The sequence below is a fragment of the Mycobacterium sp. NGS57 genome (assembly GCF_059812405.1).
Genome location: NZ_JCALCP010000003.1, coordinates 287,515 through 305,335, shown reverse-complemented (window position 1 = coordinate 305,335; position 17,821 = coordinate 287,515). Strand labels below are relative to the sequence as shown.

The following is a 17,821-nucleotide window of genomic DNA, read 5'->3' as shown; positions in this document are numbered from 1 at the left end:
TTCGTCGCCATGGATCAGGTGGACGCGAACTCGACCCGTCGCAAAGGACTCTGGGCGACGCTGGCGATCGCCGCGGCGACCAGTGCCAGCGCCGTCGCCATCGCCTTGCCGGCGACCTCGACGGCCGATCCGGAGCCCGCGCCAGCGCCGCCGTCGAACACCGCGGCGCCCGCGCCGGGGGCACCGCAGGCTCAGCCGGGTGACCCCAACGCCGCGCCGCCGCCTGCGGCCGACCCCAACGCGCCCCCGCCGCCGCCCGCGGATCCGAACGCGCCCCCGCCCCCGCCCACCGACCCGAACGCGGGCCGGATCGGCAACGCCGCCGGCGGGTTCAGCTTCGTGCTTCCGCCGGGCTGGGTCGAGTCTGACGCGACCCACCTCGACTACGGGTCGGAGTTGCTCAGCAAGATCACCGGCCCGCCGCCGATGCCGGGGCAGGCGCCCCCGGTTGCCAACGACACCCGCATCGTGATGGGCCGCCTGGACCAAAAGCTTTATGCCAGCGCCGAATCCACCAACGCCAAGGCCGCCGTGCGGCTGGGCTCGGACATGGGTGAGTTCTTCATGCCATATCCCGGCACCCGGATGAACCAGGACGCCACCCCGCTCACCGCCGCGAACGAGATCACCGGAAACGCGTCGTACTACGAGGTGAAGTTCAGCGACCCGTCCAAGCCGACCGGCCAAATCTGGACCGGCGTAGTGGGTTCGCCCTCGGCCGGCAACGGACCGCCGCAACGCTGGTTCGTGGTGTGGCTCGGCACCTCGAACAACCCGGTGGACCGGGGCGCGGCCAAGGCGCTGGCCGAGTCGATCCAGCCGTGGGCTCCGCCGCCTGCCGCGCCGGCTCCCGGCGCCCCGGGTGCTCCGGCCCCGGCTCCGGGCGCCCCGGCGCCCGCCCCTGCACCGGGCGCTCCCGCTCCTGCCCCCGCGCCGTCTCCGGCTCCTGCGCCCGCGGCGGGCGCGCCGGCCTAGCCGCCACCCGTCCTCCGCGAGACTGCAACTGGCAACGCATCGCCCGAGAGCCGGTGTCGGTAGTTGCGGTTTCGCGGCGCAAAGCGGGTATACGGGCTCCACGGTCCGGCAGCCGAGCCGGGCCCGCTTTGCCAGCGATTACAAGGAGACCCCTATGGACGTCATCGCAGCAACGGAATTTCTCGCGCGATCGAGCACGTTGACCAGCGTCGGCTGGATCGGCTACATCATCATCGGTGGCCTGGCCGGCGCGCTCGCCAGCAAAATCATCCGGGGCAGCGGGGCCGGCATCCTGATGGACATCGTGATCGGCATCGTCGGCGCATTGATCGGCGGCTTCATCCTGAGCTTCTTCGTCGACACCGCCAGCGGCGGCTACTTCTTCACCTTCTTGACCGCGCTGTTCGGAGCCCTGATCCTGCTTTGGATCGTCGGCATGGTGCGCGGCGGCGATCGCCGGTAACGACGTTGCCGCCGTGGCCGATAGCGGCATGATGGGCTGATGGCCCCGGCGGCGACCACGACGATGCGCGCGTGGCGGGTGCGCCGGCCCGGGCCGATGGACACCGGACCGCTCGAGCAAGTGGACGCCGAGGTGCCGCGGCCCGGCCCGTCGGAGTTGCTGGTCGCGGTCAAAGCCTGCGGGGTGTGCCGCACCGATCTGCACGTCACCGAGGGCGACCTTCCGGTGCACCGCGACGGAGTGACTCCCGGCCACGAGGTGGTCGGCCAGGTCATCGAGGTGGGCGCCGAGGCCGGTGGCGAGTTCAGGCCGGGGGACCGGGTGGGCATCGCCTGGCTGCGCCACACCTGCGGGGTGTGCACCTACTGCCGGCGCGGCGCCGAGAACCTGTGCCCGCGGTCGCGCTACACCGGCTGGGACGCCGACGGCGGCTACGCCGAATTCACCACAGTCCCAGCGGCTTTCGCGCATCACCTGCCCGACGGCTACAGCGACAGCGAGCTGGCGCCCCTGTTGTGCGCCGGCATCATCGGCTACCGCTCCCTGCTGCGCGCCGACCTGCCGCCGGGCGGACGGCTGGGCCTCTACGGATTCGGCGGCAGTGCGCACATCACCGCCCAAGTCGCACTGGCGCAGGGTGCCGAGGTGCACGTGATGACACGCGGGGCCGAGGCGCAGAGGCTGGCGCTGGGGCTCGGCGCCGCGTCCGCGCAGGGCGCTGCCGACCCGCCGCCGGTGCCCCTGGACGCCGCGATCCTGTTCGCGCCCGTCGGAGAGTTGGTGCTGCCGGCGCTTCAGGCGCTCGACCGCGGCGGCACCCTGGCCATCGCGGGCATTCACCTGTCGGACATCCCGCCGCTGAACTACCAGCGTCACCTGTTCCAGGAGCGCCAGGTCCGGTCGGTCACGTCCAACACCCGGGCCGACGCGCGGGCGTTCCTCGACTTCGCGGGCCGGCATCGCATCGCGGTGACCACGCCGGAATATCCGCTCGACCGGGCCGACGAGGCCCTGGCCGACCTGGCTGCCGGCCGGATCGCCGGGGCCGCGGTGCTGCTCGTCTGAGGCTCAGGTCGACAGGTGCCACACGAACGCGGCAGCCAGGGCGCCGAGGCCGTTGAGCGACCAGTGCAGAGCGATCGGGGCGATCAGGCTGCCGCTGCGCCGCCGCAGCCAGCTGAACACGAAGCCGGCCACCCCGGTGGCCAGGACCGCCAGCGTCACCCCGGCCAGCATCCCGGCGACCCCGCCGCCGAACAGCCTCGTGAAGCCGACGTTGCTGCTGGTCAGCCCCAGCGACGTGGCGACGTGCCACAGCCCGAACAGCAGCGACCCCGCCAGCGCCACCCCGCGGAACCCCCAGGCCCGGTTCAGCGCGCCGTGCAGCACCCCGCGAAACGCCAGCTCCTCGGGGATCACGGTCTGCAACGGGATGACGACCATCGAGGCGATCAGGGCGCCCGAGATCGTGGCGTAGTGGTTGTTCAAGAACATCGGCCGGGTCGTCGGCAACGCGATTCCCAGCGCGATGACCGACGCCACCACGGCCACCGCGGCCAGCGCATAGCCCAGCCCGGATCGCCAGTGCGCGCGGCCCAGGCCGAGATCCGCCCAGTCCAGGCCTCGGGCGCGCATCAGGATCGCCAGGCCGACGGCCGCGGCCGGGACGGTGGCGATGCTCGCCCACGGCGTGGTGAAGTGCGCGATCAGGTTCGTCGACACCAGCACCACGACGACCACGGCGATGTCGAGGTGGACGCGGAACCGAGGCAGCGCAGGCGTGTCGGCGAGCGTCGCGTCGGGCATGGGGCAAGTTTACCGGCGAAACCCGCGTGCCCAGCTCAGTCCGAGCCCCACGTCCACCCGGCGATCGCGGGGTCGTCCTCGCCGTGCTCGCGGGTGTACATCCGCGCGGCCAGGCGGGCGTCGACCATGCGCTGACGCATTACCGCGGCGCGGTTGCCCAGCCCGTCGACCCGGTCGATCACGTCCATCACCAGGTGGAACCTGTCGAGGTCGTTGAGCATCACCATGTCGAACGGCGTGGTAGTGGTGCCGCGCTCCTTGAATCCGCGCACATGCATGTGGCCGTGATTGGTACGCCGATAGGTGAGCCGGTGAATCAGCCACGGGTAGCCGTGGTAGGCGAAGATCACCGGCGTATCGACACCGAAAAGCGCGTCGAATTCCTTGTCGGGCAACCCATGTGGGTGTTCGGAGTCCGGCTGCAGCCGCATCAGGTCCACGATGTTGATCACGCGCACGGCCAGATCGGGCAACTCGCGGCGCAGGATGTCGGCCGCCGCCAACGTCTCCAGCGTCGGGATGTCACCGGCACAGGCCAGCACCACATCCGGTTCGGCGCCTATGGATCGAGCGGTGCTCGCCCAGTGCCAGATGCCGAGCCCGCGCGTGCAGTGGGCGATCGCCTCGTCCATGTCCAGGTAGGCCAGCGCGGGCTGCTTGCCGGCGACGACGACGTTGATGTAGTCGCGGCTGCGCAGGCAGTGGTCGGCCACCGACAGCAGCGTGTTGCCGTCCGGCGGCAAATACACCCGGGTCAGCTCGGGCCGCTTGTTGGCGACGAGATCGATGAAGCCGGGATCCTGATGGGACGCGCCGTTGTGATCCTGACGCCACACATGCGAGCTCAGCAGGTAATTCAGCGACGCGATCGGCCGCCGCCAGGGCAGCTCCCGGCTGGTGGCGAGCCATTTCGCGTGCTGGTTCATCATCGAGTCGACGATGTGGACGAACGCCTCGTAGCAGTTGAACAACCCGTGCCGCCCGGTCAGCAGGTAGCCCTCCAGCCAGCCCTGGCACAGGTGCTCGGAGAGCACCTCCATCACGCGGCCGTCCGGCGCGAGGTGCTCGTCGTCGGGCTCGACCTCCGACAGCCACACCTTGGCCGTCGACCCGTACACCGCGTCGAGCCGGTTGGAGGCGGTCTCGTCGGGACCCATCAGGCGGAACCGGTCGCCGTTGCGGGCGATCACGTCGCGCAGGAAGGCGCCCAGGACCCGGGTCGCCTCGTGCACCTCCGCCCCCGGCCGCGTCACCGCCACGGCGTAGTCGCGGAAGTCGGGCATGTCCAGGTCGTGCAGCAGCAACCCGCCGTTGGCGTGCGGGTTGGCGCTCATCCGGCGATCCCCGCGCGGGGCCAGCGCCCGCAGCTCGGGGCGCAGCGCGCCGTCGGCGTCGAAGAGTTCCTCGGGCCCGTAGCTGCGCAGCCATTGGTCGAGCTGGGCACGGTGTTCGGGGTTGTCGTGAGTTTCGGCGAGCGGGACCTGGTGCGCCCGCCAGGTGCCCTCGACTTTCTTGCCGTCGACCACCTTCGGGCCCGTCCAGCCCTTGGGGGTGCGCAGCACGATCATCGGCCATACGGGCCGCTCGGCCTGCTTGGCTCGCTCCTGGGAGCGCGCCGCCCCTCGGATGGCCGCGATGTCGTCGAAGGCGTCGTCGAGCGCGGCGGCCAGCTGCCGGTGCACGTCGGCGGGGTCGTCACCGGCCACGGTGATCGGCCGGTAGCCGTAGCCGCGCAGCAGCGATTCCAGCTCGGCGTGGGGGATGCGGGCCAGCACGGTCGGGTTGGCGATCTTGTAGCCGTTGAGCTGCAGGATCGGTAGCACCGCGCCGTCGGTGACCGGGTTGAGGAACTTGTTGGAATGCCATCCGGCGGCCAGCGGCCCGGTCTCGGCCTCGCCGTCGCCGACCACGCAGGCCACCACCAGGTCGGGGTTGTCGAACGCGGCGCCGAACGCGTGCACCAGCGCATAGCCCAGCTCGCCGCCCTCGTGGATGGAGCCCGGGGTCTGGGCCGCGACGTGGCTGGGGATGCCGCCGGGAAAGCTGAACTGCCGGAACAGCTTTCGCAATCCCTCGGTGTCCTCCTCGATGCCGGTGTACACCTCGCTGTAGGTGCCCTCGAGGTAGGCGTTGGCAACCAGCCCGGGCCCGCCGTGGCCGGGGCCGGTGACGTAGATGACGTTGGCGTCGCGGTTGCGGATGACCCGGTTCAGGTGTGCATAGATCAGGTTGAGCCCGGGCGTGGTGCCCCAGTGCCCCAGCAGCCGGGGTTTGACGTGCTCGGGCGACAGCGGCTCGGCCAGCAGCGGGTTGTCGAGCAGGTAGATCTGGCCGACCGACAGGTAATTGGCGGCGCGCCAGTATTTGTCGATGCCGGCGAGTTCGTCGTCGGAAAGAGCTTGGGGGTTCACGATTCCGCGTGTTCCCGTCTATCCCGCTCCCTACTCCTCGCCACGGGCGCGGGCCTCGTACGCGCGGCGCTTCTCGACGTCGACGTCGTCGGTGAAGACGTGCTCGCCGCCCAGGATGCGGTTGAAACCCTCGGCCACGCGGCGCGGCCAGAACTTCTGCGCCGCGACCATCGCGCCGGCCGCGCGCGTCACCCGCACCCTGGGCTTGGGGTGGGCGACGAGCTTGACGATCGCGTCGGCGATGTCGGCCGGCTCGGCGTTCTTGAACCCCTTGGCCCCGTGGGTCCCCGCGGTGAGCTCGGTGTTGACGAACGTCGGCGACACCATGGAGAACTTCACGCCGGCGTCGCGGTACTCCAGCCGGGCCGAGTCGGTGAACGCCGCCACCGCGTGCTTGCTGGCGCAGTAGGTGGCCAGGCCGACGAGGTAGAGCTCGCCGGCCAGCGAGGCGACGTTGATGACGTGCCCGGACCCGCGGGGGACCATGCGCTGCGCGGCCAGCTTGCTGCCCAGGATCACGCCGTAGACATTGATGTCCAGGATGCGGCGGGTGACGGCGTCCGGCTCGTCGATGATCCGGCCGACCGGCATGATGCCGGCGTTGTTGATCAGCACGTCGATCGGGCCGAGCTGCCGCTCGACCTCGTCGAGGAAGTCGGCGAACGAATGCGCGTCGGTGACGTCGAGCTTGCCGTAGACGTCGAGGCCCAGCGCGGCGCCCGACTCCTTGACCCGCACCTCGTCGATGTCGCCGATCGCGACCCTGGCGCCCAGGTTGTGCAGCGCGGTCGCGGCGGCCAGGCCGATTCCCCGTGCCCCGCCGGTGATCACGATAACTTTGTCGCGGACCTTGACGCCCATTGCGATGTCTGCCATGCGGTAAGCACAGCACCGCGCTTCCTGCCGCGCAAACGCCGGCGCCCGTCGCTCAGTGGGCGAGGAGCCAGACCAGGCTGGCGCCGCCGGCCAGCGCGCAGTAGACCGCGAACGGGGTGAGCGTGCGGGTCTGGAAATAGCGGGTCAGAAACCGCACGGCCAGGTACGCGCAGACGAACGACGCGACGCTGCCGGCCAGCACCTGGCCGTGAATGCCCGCCCCCCGCGGCCCGAACAGGTCGGGGATCTTGTAGACGCCGGCGGCCAGGATGATCGGCGTGGCCAGCAGGAAGGAGAAGCGGGCGGCGTCCTCGTGCGACAGCCCGCGCCATAGCCCGGCCACGATCGCGATGCCCGAGCGGCTGATGCCGGGAAACAGGGCCAGGATCTGCGAGGCGCCGATCAGCAGCCCGCGCCGCATCGGCAGTTCGGCCAGCCGGTTGTCGATGGCCGCCCCGGTGTGGTCGGCGTGCTCCTCGTCCCCGGTCGGTGACACCCGACGGCGCAACACCTCGCCGACGTACATGAAGACGCCGTTCGCCAGCAGGAACGCCGCCGCCGGAATGGGTTTGCCCAGCGTGCTCCGGAAAGCATGTTCGAGCGCGAGCCCCGCCAGACCCACCGGGATGGTGGCGACCACGATCAGCCAGGCCAGCCGCTCGTCGGGCGTCCGGATCCCGCGGTAGCGCAGCGAGGTGAAAAAGCCGGCCACGATGCGCAGCCAGTCGCGCCAGAAGAACACCAGCAGTGCGACGGCAGTGGCGACGTGCAGGCCGACGATGAACGCCAGGTACGGCGAATCGGGCGTAGACACGTTGAGGTCGCGGCCCCATTGCCCGCCGACGAGCGCCGGTACCAGCACCGCGTGCCCGAGGCTGGAGACGGGGAAGAGCTCGGTGACGCCCTGAAACGCGCCGACGACGACGGCCTCGACGTAGCTCAAGTGGGCGCTCATCGGTTGGTCCCTCCCTGGATGGTCTCGCGGCCTGCGACGATAGCCGACGCGGTCCAAGCGGTGCCGAACGTCACGCTGGCGTGCCCAACCTCGCCCGCGAGCGTGCGGCCAGGCGCACGCCCGAGCGCGGCTGTGCGGCCAGCCGCACGGTCGGCGTCCGATAGGTTCGGTCTATGCCCGTCGATCCCAGAACACCGGTGCTGATCGGCCACGGCCAGGTCAACCACCGCGACGAGATCGACCCGGCGGCCCGCTCGGTCGAACCCGTCGACCTGATGGTCGCCGCGGCGCGGCAGGCCGCGGACGCCCGGGTGATCGAGGCCGTCGACTCCATCCGGGTGGTGAACATCCTGTCGGCGACCTACCGCGACCCCGGCCTACTGCTGGGCGAGCGCCTCGGCGCGACCAGCTTCAGCACCCTGTACAGCCCCGTCGGGGGCAACGTCCCGCAGTCCCTGGTCAACCAGGCCTGCCTGGACATCCAGGCCGGCCGCGCGGGCGTCGTGCTGCTGGCCGGGGCCGAGACCTGGCGCACCCGGCGGGGGCTGAAGGCCCAGGGCGGCCGGCTCGAGTGGACCGCACAGGACCAGTCCGTCCCGATGGCCGAGGTCAGCGGCGACGACGTCGAGATGGCCGGCGAGGCCGAGATCAGGATTCGGCTCGACCGGCCCGCCTACGTCTATCCGCTGTTCGAGCAGGCGCTGCGCATCGCCAACGGCGAGTCGACCGAGGACCACATCAGGCGCATCGGCGAACTGTGGGCCCGGTTCAACGCCGTCGCCGTCGACAACCCCAACGCCTGGATCCGCAAACCCGTTACCGCCGAGGAGATATCGCGGCCCGGACCGCAGAACCGGATGATCAGCTGGCCCTACACCAAGCTGATGAACTCCAACAACATGGTCGACCAGGGCGCCGCGCTGATCCTGACCTCGGTCGAGCAGGCCAGACGCCTGCAGATCCCCGCCGAACGGTGGGTTTTCCCGCACGCGGGCACCGACGCGCACGACACCGCCTCGATCGCCGAGCGCGACGAGTTGCACAGCTCGGCGGCCATCCGCATCGCCGGCGCGCGGGCGCTGGAACTGGCCGGCCTGGGCATCGATGACGTGGACTACGTCGACCTGTACTCCTGCTTCCCGTCGGCCGTGCAGGTCGCCGCCGCCGAACTCCGGCTCAGCGCCGACGACCCGGCGCGCCCGCTGACCGTCACCGGCGGGCTGACGTTCGCCGGCGGCCCGTGGAGCAACTACGTGATGCACTCCATCGCCACCGCGGCCGAGTTGCTGGTGGCCAACCCCGGGCGCCGCGCCCTCATCACCGCCAACGGCGGCTTCCTGACCAAACACAGCTTCGGCGTCTACAGCACCGAGCCGCCGGCCCAATTCCGTTGGGAGGACGCGCAACCGGCGGTCGACCGCGAGCCCACCCGCGACGGCCTGGCCGAATGGGAGGGTGTCGGAACCGTCGAGGCGTGGACGACACCGTTCGACCGCGAGGGCCAACCCGAGAAGGCCTTCGTGGCGGTGCGCACCCCCGACGGGTCGCGCGCCCTGGCCGTCATCACCGATCCGGCCGGCGCCGAAGCGACCGTGCGGGAAGATATCGGGGGTGCCAAGGTTGCCGTCGCCGCCGACGGCAGCGCGGCGCTGCAGTAACCACCGGCGCGGATCAGCACAGGCCAGGGCGGTACCGGTCGCGTAAGCAACCCCGAGGTGCCTATTGTCGGTTTGGACGTTCAGGGCAGGTGGGGGGAGGTGAGGCGAGGTGCGGGTCCTGGTTACCGGCGCCACCGGCGCGGTCGGGAGGCTGCTCACGCGCCAGTTGACCGCCGCCGGGCACACGGTCACCGGGATTGCTGAGCACCCGCACCCCTACCTCGATCCCGGCGTCGAACTAGTTTGCGCGCCGGTCAGCCACCCCGTCCTGCAAGACCTCGCCGACGACGCCGACGCGGTGGTCCACCTGGCGCCGATCGACACCGCCGCGCCCGGCAGCGCGGGCGTCGACGGCCTGGCCCACGTGAGCCACGCGGCCGCCCGCGCCGGCGCGCGGCTGCTGTTCGTGTCCCAGGCCGCGGGCCGGCCCGAGCTGTATCGACCGGCCGAGGAACTGGTCTCGGGCAGCTGGGCACCGAACCTGGTCGTGCGGATCGCGCCGCCGGTCGGCCGCCAGCTCGACTGGATGGTGTGCCGCACCGTGGCCACCCTGCTGCGCGCCAAGCCCTCCAACAGGCCGATCCGGGTCCTGCACGTCGACGACCTCGCGCGCTTCCTGACGTTTGCGCTGAACACCGACCGCACCGGGGTCGTCGACCTCGCCACCCCCGACACCACCAACGTCGTCACGGCGTGGCGGCTGCTGCGGGCCGTCGACCCGCGCGCGCCGCTGCGCGGGGTACGCAGCTGGTCGCGGTTGATCCCGTCGATGGATATCGCTGCGGCACAAGAGGATTGGGGATTCGAATTCGGTTGGCAGGCGCTCGACGCCTTCGCCGACACCGCCCGCGGGCTCGCCGGTCGCCGCTTGGATCCCGCGGGCGCGGTCAGCCACGACCGCCGGCTGGCGCTGCCCGTCGAGGTGCTCCCACGCCCGCGCCCCTCCGACGAGGTGCACAGCGCGGCCCCCGACGGCATGGAAGGGGAGTTCGACGACCGGATCGATCCCCGGTTCCCGGTCTTCAGCGCGGCCCGGCTGGCCGAGGCGCTGCCCGGCCCGCTGACCCCGATGACGCTCGACGTCCAGCTCAGCGGGCTGCGCGCGGCCAGCCGGATGCTGGGTCAGGTCCTGGCGCTGGGCGGCGTCGTCGACCAGGAGTGGGCCAGCCGGGCCATCGCGGTGTTCGGCCATCGCGCCTACGTCGGGGTGTCGGCCAACGTCGTCGCCGCCACCCAGCTGCCCGGCTGGGACCAGGACGCCGTCGCGCGCCACGCCCTGTCCGACCAGCCGCAAGTCGGGGACGTCCTGCCGTTCGGCGAGCCGCAGCTGGCCGACGGCGCGCTGGGGTCGATGGCCAAGGCCCTCGTCGCGGCGCGGTCGCTGACGCTGATGCGCCGCCTCAAGCCGGACACCCGCGCGTTCGGCGCGGCCGCCGACGCTGAGTGCCTGGACGCTGCGCTGCTGGCGCAACTGCCCGCGGCGGCGCTGGAGGTCAGGGTGCCGCTGCTGCGCGACCGCATCCACCAGGGCTGGATCCTCACGGCGCTGTGGCTGATCGACTCCGGGGTCACCGCCGCGGCGCTCGAGCGCAACCGCGCAGCGTCGAAGGTGTCCGGACTGGGCATGGTCATGGAGAGCACCCGCGTCGCGGCCGAGACCGCCGACCTGGCGGCGGCGTTGCGCGCCGACCCGCCGTTGGCCGCGCTGGCCGCCGAGGGCAACGTCGGCAGCGTGCGCGCGCTGTCTCCCGACGCCGCCGCGGCCCTCGACGCCGCCATCGGCAGGATCGGTCACCGCGGCCCGGGGGAGGCCGAGCTCGCCAGCGTGGTATTCGGCGACGACCCGGCGATGCTGCTCACGGCGGCGGCCGAGGTGGCGGCCGCCGACACCGCCCCCGCCGAGACGCCCACGCCACCGACGCTGGCCCGGCGCATCGCCGCCAATGCGCGCGGGTCGCGCGAGCTGGCCCACGACACCGCGATGCGCTTCACCCACCAGCTGCGGATGACGCTGCGCGAGCTGGGATCCCGGCGGCTCGCGGCGGACCTGATCGACGCCGTCGACGACGTCTATTACCTGACCTGTGACGAGCTGGTCAGCATGCCGGCCGACGCCCGGCTGCGCATCAAGCGCCGCCGCGCCGAACGGGAGCGGTTGCAGGTCCAGCGCCCGCCCGACGTCATCGACGGACGCTGGACTCCGGTCGAGCCGTCAGGTCAGTAGCCCGCCCAGCGGCGATTGCGGGTCGGTCAGCTTGTCGACGTCCACCGGGGCCTTCGAGCGAATCAGGGCTTTGACGTCGTCGAGCACGTCCCAGACGTTGACGTTCATCCCGGCCAGCACCCGGTTGTCCCCGTCGAGCCAGAACGCGACGAATTCCCGGCCGGCCAGGTCGCCGCGGAACACCACCCGCTCGAAGTCCGGTGCGTGCCCGGCGTATTCCATCCCGAGGTCGTATTGGTCGGTGAAGAAGTAGGGCAGCTCGGCGTATTCGCCTGGATTGCCTTGCATTCCGGCCACCGCGACCGCGGGCTGCTTCAGCGCATTGGCCCAGTGCTCGGTGCGGATGCGGGTGGCGAACAGCGGGTGCTCGGCCGCGGCGATGTCGCCGACGGCGTAGATGTCGGGATCGCTGGTGCGCAGCGACGCGTCGACGAGCACGCCGCCGTCGCCCATGTCCAGCCCGGCGCCCTCGGCGAGTTCGACGTTGGGCTTGGCGCCGACGGCCACCAGCACGGCGTCGGCGGAGACCGTCGACCCGTCGCGCAGCCGCAGACCGGCGGCAACTCGGCCGTCTTTTTCAGAGGCCCGAGTGATCTCCTCGACGTGCGCCTGCAGGCGGAGGTCGACCCCGTGCTCGCGGTGCAGGTCGGCGAACACCGCCCCCACGGTTTCGCCGAGCGCGGCCTGCAGGGGCTGGGCGGCCGCCTCGACGACGGTCACGTCGACGCCGCGCTGGCGGGCCGACGCGGTCACCTCCAGGCCGATCCACCCCGCGCCCACCACGGCCAGCGAAGAGCCTTCGGTGAGAACGGAATTCAGCGCCTCGGCGTCGTCGTAGGTCCGCAGGTAGTGGACTCCGGCGGCGTCGGCTCCCGGGATCGGCGGGCGCCGAGAGTCCGATCCCGTCGCCAATAGCAGCTTGTCGTAGCTCACCGTGGTGCCGTCGGCGAGCCCGACGGTGTGACCCTTGGCGTCCACCGACGTCGCCGGCGCGCCCAGCCGCAAATCGACGCGGTTGTCGCGGTACCAGTCGGCGTCCTGCACCGTGAAGTCGGCCAGGGACTTCTTGCCGGCCAGAAACTCCTTGGAGAGCGGAGGACGCTCATAGGGCAGCCGGTCCTCGGCGCCTATCAGGACAATCTGACCGTCAAAACCGTTGCTGCGCAACGCTTCCGACGCCTTAGCTCCGGCGAGTCCGCCGCCGACGATGACGAATGTGGTTGAGCTGGCCATAGTGACCAGCCTACTTAGCGCAGGAGTTCCCGCAAGGCCAGCGCATTGCGCACCGCGTGGCCGCCCAGGTCGTTGTTGAAGTACATCCACACGTCGCGGCCCTCGTCGGCCCATTCGGTGATGCGCTCGGCCCACCAGCGCAGGTCGTCGGGGGTGTAGGAGCCGGTGTACATCGAGGCCGGCTCGGGACCGTGCATGCGGACGTACACCAGGTCGGTGGTGGCGCGAGGCACGCACGCCAACTCGGCGCCGCTCATCACCACGTACGCGGCGCGGCGGCGTTGCAGGATCTCGTAGACCGCGGGGTCGTTCCAGGACGGGTGCCGCAGCTCGACGGCCACCCGGACCGACTCGGGCACGGCGCACAAAAAATCGTCCAGCCGCGCGTCATCGCGCTGCTGCTCAGGGTGCAGCTGCACCAGCAGCACCCCGCGGCGGTCGCCGAGCAGCTGCCAACAGCGCTCGAACCGCTCGATCCACGGCTCTGGCGAGGACAGCCGGCGGTAGTGGGTCAGCCCGCGGTGCGCCTTGACCGACATCTTGAACCCTTCGGGCAGCTGATCGCGCCAGCCGGCGAACGTCGAATCCTTGGGCCAGCGGTAAAAACTCGCGTTGAGCTCGACGGTGTCGAACACCTCGACGTACCGCGCCAGCCGGCGCGCCGAGGGCAGCCCGGGCGGATATAGCACGTCGGCCCAATGGTTGTAGGACCAGCCGGACGTGCCGATCCGTGTCGTCACCGCCGGATCATCCGGCCGCCCGCCGGCGCACGTCGTCATCGAGCGACGCCCGGACGAGGGCGGCGGCCAGCCGCGCATTAGCGCGCGGCGCCAGCGCGGCCAGCTTCGCCGGTTGGGCCGGCAAACCCAGTTGCCTGGCCGCGGCGGTGGCGCGGTCGTCGAAGTGCGGCCGCACCCAGGTCCATACGTCTTGCACCTCGCGCAGGTAGATGTCGGCGCCGGTATCACCAATTCCCTTGAACATCTTGAGCATTCGCTTCGCCTCGGCGACGTCGTGGTGGCTGCGGTCGGCGATCGCGCGCAGGTCGCCGGTGTAGTCGTCGCGGACCCGCTCGGCGATGTCGGCGAGGCGGGTGGCCGAGCTTTCGTCGTAGCGCACGTAGTGCGCGCGCCCGAACGCGCGGATCATGGTCTGCCGCTCCGCTGCCAGCACCGCCTTCGGCGTCCGCAGGCCCGCCTTGAACAGTTCCCGAGCGGCGCTCATGGCGATCGCGGCGTCGATCGGCTTGCTGGCGAGCATGCACAGCACCAGCAGCTGAAACAACGGCATCGGCTTGTCGTCGACCTTGATCCCGGCCTCAGCCGCGTAGGTGGTGCCGGCGACATCGAGCAGCCGCCGCACCACCTGCTTCGGCTTGTCCATACCGCATCCCGTACCCGAACCGCGTTCCAGCAAACCCGGCCGTCACTTCGCGGGCAGGCTCCGGGCGTAGCCGATACCGCGCGCGACCCAGCCCTGCAGCTGGCGTTTGGTACGCACGCCGACGGCGTCGACGCGCAACCAGCCGCGGGTCTCCCGGCCCGCCATCACCATCGGGCTGACGTGGGCGCGCTGCAGCAGCGCGTCGGTCTCGTCGGGCGGCACCCGCACCAACAGCCCGCCCTGGCCGCTGGCGGCCACGGACATGTTGCCGTTGATCAGGAACGCCAGCCCGCCGAACATGCGCTTCTCCTCGACGCCCCGCTCGGAGCCGAGCAGCTCGCGGATCCGGTTGGCCAGGTCCTCGTCGTAGGCCATCGGCTCAGTCCAGGTCGACCCGGATGGTGAGCAGTTCGCTGCCCATCAGGCGCACCACCGCGCTGTTCAGTCGCGGCAGTTCGCCCAGTCGCCGCACCGCGTCATCGTCGGGCAGGAGGTGGGCGGTGCCGTTGCGCCACTTTCCGCCGACGCGCACCCGCACAGCCGGATTGGCTTTGATGTTGCGCACGTAGTCCGAATGTTCGCCGTGTTCGGAGACCATCCAGAACGCGTTGTCGATGACGCTGCCGCCGACCGCCGTCAGCCGCGGCTGCCCGCTCTTGCGTCCGGTGGTTTCGAGCATGGTCACCGGCAGCTGCCGGCCCACGGGATTGACGACGAGCCGTTGGATGCGGTGGACCATTTGTCGTTTCAGATCCCGCCTGGCGGTCATACCGCCGATTCTGCAATAAGTCGGCCGCAACCGCAGCGGCGCGGCACCCTATCGCCGCGCGCAGACAGCCGCCCCCAAGCCTGGAGGCGGCTGTCTGATGGTGCCCCTAGGTGGCGTAGGCGATGAACTGGCCACCGGGCAGGAAAACGCCCCACTGATTCACGGCCGGGTTGAAGACGACCGGATATTGGATCGGTTGACCGGGCGGCATCCACTGGGCGGGATACCCGTAACCGATGGGGTCGTTGTACTGCCCCGGTGGCGGGAATCCGCGCTGCCCGGGCGGCAGCGGGGTGCCCGGCCCGTTGCAGTTGACGCCGGGTCCACCGTTGCAGATCGGCTGCCCCGGCACCGGGCCCGGCACCTGCCCGGGTCCTGGCACCTGCCCCGGTCCTGGAACGTTCGGGCCCGGCACGTTCGGGCCCGGCACGTTCGGGCCGTTCGGGTCGGCTTGCGCCAGACCGGCGCCAATTCCGAAGGCCGCGGACCCGAGGGCACCGGCCATCGCCGCGGTGGCGGCGAGCTTGTTGAGCTTCATGGTGAAATCCTCCAGCAAATACTGCGTTGACCTGTTGTTCGGTTAGCCCTCAGCTCCATCTCGGGACTGTAGGGTTGACCCCCTCGACCCCAGATACCCTCGCTCCGGAAAACGAAAACCCCGTCACCGCGACCCGCCGGCGGCGATCAGCAGAGCATTCGCCACACGCGTAACAGACGGGCGGGGCACGTGGCAGGCCGCCCGGCCGGTCTCAGGCCGCGACCGTGTCCGTCTCGATCACCGGTTCGAGCGCCTGCGCGACGATCTCGGCGACGTCGGTCATCGGCCGCACGTCCAGCGCGTCGAGCACTTCGGCGGGCACGTCATCCAGGTCCGGCTCGTTGCGGGCCGGAATGAAAACCGTTGACAGCCCGGCGCGTTGGGCGGCGAGCAGCTTCTGCTTGACACCGCCGATCGGCAGCACCCGGCCGTTCAGCGTCACCTCGCCGGTCATGCCGACGTCGGAGCGGACATGACGCCCGGTGGCCATCGACACCAGCGCGGTCACCATCGTCACCCCGGCCGACGGGCCGTCCTTGGGCACCGCGCCCGCGGGCACGTGCACGTGGATGCGCCGGTCCAGCGTCGCGGGGTCGACACCCAGTTCGGCGGCGTGCGAGCGCACGTAGGACAGCGCGATCTGCGCCGACTCCTTCATCACGTCGCCCAGCTGGCCCGTCAGTTGCAAACCGGGCTCACCCTCGGTTGATCCCGCCTCGATGTAGAGCACATCGCCGCCGAGGCCGGTGACGGCCAGGCCGGTGGCCACGCCGGGCACCGCGGTGCGTTCGGCCGACTCGGGCGTAAACCGCGGCCTGCCAAGGTAATCGACCAGATCGAGCTCGTCGATGGTCACCGATTCGTCGACCTCGGCCAGCTTCGTCGTTACCTTTCGCAGCGCCTTGGCCAGCAGCCGTTCGAACTGCCGCACCCCCGGCTCGCGGGTGTAGTCGGCGGCCATCTTGCGCAACGCAGCGTCGGTGACGGCGACCTCGTCGTCGCTCAGCGCCGCCCGCTCCCGCTGCCTCGGCAGCAGGTAGTCGCGCGCGATGGCGACCTTGTCGTCCTCGGTGTAGCCGTCGATCGTCACCAGCTCCATGCGGTCCAGCAGGGCCGAGGGGATGTTCTCGATCACGTTGGCGGTGGCCAGGAACACCACATCGGAAAGGTCCAGGTCCAGATCCAGGTAGTGGTCGCGGAAGGTGTGGTTCTGCGCGGGGTCGAGCACCTCCAGCAGCGCCGCGCTCGGGTCGCCGCGATAGTCGGAACCGACCTTGTCGATTTCGTCAAGCAGCACAACGGGATTCATCGATCCCGCCTCGCCGATCGCGCGCACGATCCGGCCCGGCAGCGCACCCACGTAGGTGCGTCGGTGCCCGCGGATCTCGGCCTCGTCGCGCACACCGCCCAGCGCGACCCGCACGAACTTGCGGCCCAGCGCCCGGGCCACGCTCTCACCCAGCGACGTCTTGCCGACGCCGGGCGGCCCGGCCAGCACCATCACCGCCCCGGAGCCACGGCCGCCGACGACCTGCAGCCCACGCCGCGCGCGCCGGGCGCGCACCGCCAGGTATTCGACGATGCGGTCCTTGACGTCGTCCAGGCCGTGGTGGTCGGCGTCCAGGATTTCCCGCGCCGCCGTCAAGTCCGTCGAGTCCTCGGTCCGCTCGTTCCACGGCAAATCGAGCACGGTGTCCAGCCAGGTGCGGATCCAGCCGCTTTCCGGGCTCTGGTCGCTGGCGCCTTCGAGCTTGCCGACCTCACGCAGCGCGGCCTCGCGCACCTTCTCGGGCAGCTCGGCAGCCTCCACACGGGCCCGGTAGTCGTCCGAACCGTCGGGTTCACCCTCGCCGAGTTCCTTGCGGATCGCCGCCAGTTGCTGGCGCAGCAGGAACTCCTTCTGCGTCTTCTCCATGCCCTCGCGGACGTCCTCGGCGATCTTGTCGTTGACCTCGACCTCGGCGAGATGCCCACTGGTCCAGTCGATCAGCAAACGCAGCCGCTCACCGACGTCCACGGTCTCCAGCAGCTGCCGCTTCTGCACGTCGGTCAGGTACGACGCGTAGCCGGACGTGTCCGCCAGCGCCGACGGGTCGGTCAGGCTGTTGACGTGGTCGACGATCTGCCAGGCCTCGCGCCGCTGCAGCATCGCCAGCAGCAGCTGCTTGTACTCGGCGGCCAGCGCCTTGACGTCGTCGGTGGCCTCGGTCTCGGGCGCCTCGGTCACCTCGACCCACAGCGCCGCACCGGGCCCGGAGGCCCCCGCGCCGATGTGTGCCCTGCGCTCGCCGCGCACGACGGCCGCGGTGCCGCCGCCGGCGATCCGCCCGACCTGCAGGATCTTCGCGATCACGCCGTGGGTGGGGTAGCGGTCATCGAGCCGGGGCGCGATCAGCAGCTGCCCGGAATCGCTGGCCTGGGCGGCGTCGATCGCCGCGCGTGCGGCGTCATCCAGCGCGATCGGCACCACCATTCCGGGCAGCACGATCGTGGCGGTGAACAACACGGGCACTGATTTGGCTTCAGCCAT

16 protein-coding genes are annotated in these 17,821 nt (G+C 70.9%); 5 read left to right on the top strand and 11 right to left on the bottom strand.

The genetic code is table 11. The annotated features are described in order from the left end of the window. The first annotated feature begins 9 nt into the window (after positions 1-9). The 3 genes from AC5Y43_RS07870 to AC5Y43_RS07860 all read left to right on the top strand — a co-directional run bounded on the left by AC5Y43_RS07870 (position 10) and on the right by AC5Y43_RS07860 (position 2,503). The gene (locus tag AC5Y43_RS07870; protein ID WP_499971128.1) at positions 10-975 is read left to right on the top strand and encodes an alanine and proline-rich secreted protein Apa; all 966 of its coding nucleotides are present in this window, start codon (positions 10-12) and stop codon (positions 973-975) included. Positions 976-1,129: 154 nt separating this feature from the next. Continuing rightward, positions 1,130-1,438, top strand: coding sequence for a GlsB/YeaQ/YmgE family stress response membrane protein (locus AC5Y43_RS07865; protein WP_499971124.1), 309 nt, complete (start codon positions 1,130-1,132; stop codon positions 1,436-1,438). A 36-nt stretch (positions 1,439-1,474) separates the two neighbouring features. Beyond that, a complete protein-coding gene (locus AC5Y43_RS07860) occupies positions 1,475-2,503 on the top strand; it encodes a zinc-binding alcohol dehydrogenase family protein (RefSeq protein WP_499971538.1) in 1,029 nt (342 codons plus the stop codon). Positions 2,504-2,506: 3 nt separating this feature from the next. On the opposite strand, the gene AC5Y43_RS07855 is transcribed toward AC5Y43_RS07860, so the two are convergent. The 4 genes from AC5Y43_RS07855 to AC5Y43_RS07840 are packed head-to-tail and all read right to left on the bottom strand — an operon-like array spanning position 2,507 to position 7,486. Then, positions 2,507-3,244 carry a CPBP family intramembrane glutamic endopeptidase gene (locus tag AC5Y43_RS07855; protein WP_499971121.1) on the bottom strand — a complete coding sequence of 246 codons (738 nt, stop codon included), beginning with the start codon at positions 3,242-3,244 and terminating at the stop codon, positions 2,507-2,509. A 35-nt stretch (positions 3,245-3,279) separates the two neighbouring features. Further along, positions 3,280-5,655 (bottom strand): phosphoketolase family protein, encoded by a 2,376-nt coding sequence (locus AC5Y43_RS07850; RefSeq protein WP_499971119.1) that lies wholly within the window; start codon positions 5,653-5,655, stop codon positions 3,280-3,282. A 30-nt stretch (positions 5,656-5,685) separates the two neighbouring features. Next, complete coding sequence (locus AC5Y43_RS07845; RefSeq protein ID WP_499971117.1) at positions 5,686-6,531, bottom strand: SDR family oxidoreductase; 846 nt, start codon at positions 6,529-6,531, stop codon at positions 5,686-5,688. 52 nt (positions 6,532-6,583) lie between these two features. Continuing rightward, positions 6,584-7,486, bottom strand: a complete 903-nt coding sequence (locus tag AC5Y43_RS07840) for an undecaprenyl-diphosphate phosphatase (protein ID WP_499971113.1) — start codon at positions 7,484-7,486, stop codon at positions 6,584-6,586. A gap of 173 nt (positions 7,487-7,659) precedes the next feature. Here AC5Y43_RS07840 and AC5Y43_RS07835 point away from each other — a divergent pair, with 173 nt between their 5' ends. Next, positions 7,660-9,144 carry an acetyl-CoA acetyltransferase gene (locus AC5Y43_RS07835; protein ID WP_499971110.1) on the top strand — a complete coding sequence of 495 codons (1,485 nt, stop codon included), beginning with the start codon at positions 7,660-7,662 and terminating at the stop codon, positions 9,142-9,144. Between the two features lie 109 nt (positions 9,145-9,253). Further along, the gene (locus AC5Y43_RS07830) at positions 9,254-11,368 is read left to right on the top strand and encodes an NAD-dependent epimerase/dehydratase family protein (protein WP_499971108.1); all 2,115 of its coding nucleotides are present in this window, start codon (positions 9,254-9,256) and stop codon (positions 11,366-11,368) included. Here AC5Y43_RS07830 and AC5Y43_RS07825 read toward each other — a convergent pair. From AC5Y43_RS07825 to lon, 7 genes are all read right to left on the bottom strand, one after another. Then, on the bottom strand, positions 11,357-12,601 hold the full coding sequence (locus AC5Y43_RS07825) for an NAD(P)/FAD-dependent oxidoreductase (protein ID WP_499971106.1): 1,245 nt from the start codon (positions 12,599-12,601) through the stop codon (positions 11,357-11,359). The genes AC5Y43_RS07830 and AC5Y43_RS07825 overlap by 12 nt on opposite strands. Before the next feature lie 14 nt (positions 12,602-12,615). Further along, positions 12,616-13,341, bottom strand: a complete 726-nt coding sequence (locus AC5Y43_RS07820; RefSeq protein ID WP_499971104.1) for a DUF72 domain-containing protein — start codon at positions 13,339-13,341, stop codon at positions 12,616-12,618. A gap of 7 nt (positions 13,342-13,348) precedes the next feature. Continuing rightward, positions 13,349-13,984, bottom strand: a complete 636-nt coding sequence (locus AC5Y43_RS07815; RefSeq protein WP_499971102.1) for an endonuclease — start codon at positions 13,982-13,984, stop codon at positions 13,349-13,351. Between the two features lie 42 nt (positions 13,985-14,026). Continuing rightward, entirely contained in the window at positions 14,027-14,359 is a 333-nt protein-coding gene (locus AC5Y43_RS07810) for a TfoX/Sxy family protein (protein ID WP_499971100.1), read from the bottom strand. 4 nt (positions 14,360-14,363) lie between these two features. Then, positions 14,364-14,753: a nitroreductase family deazaflavin-dependent oxidoreductase gene (locus AC5Y43_RS07805; RefSeq protein ID WP_499971098.1), complete on the bottom strand. Its 390-nt coding sequence runs from the start codon at positions 14,751-14,753 to the stop codon at positions 14,364-14,366. Between the two features lie 106 nt (positions 14,754-14,859). After that, entirely contained in the window at positions 14,860-15,291 is a 432-nt protein-coding gene (locus AC5Y43_RS07800; protein ID WP_499971096.1) for a hypothetical protein, read from the bottom strand. Between the two features lie 211 nt (positions 15,292-15,502). Continuing rightward, positions 15,503-17,821, bottom strand: coding sequence for an endopeptidase La (gene lon, locus AC5Y43_RS07795; protein WP_499971093.1), 2,319 nt, complete (start codon positions 17,819-17,821; stop codon positions 15,503-15,505).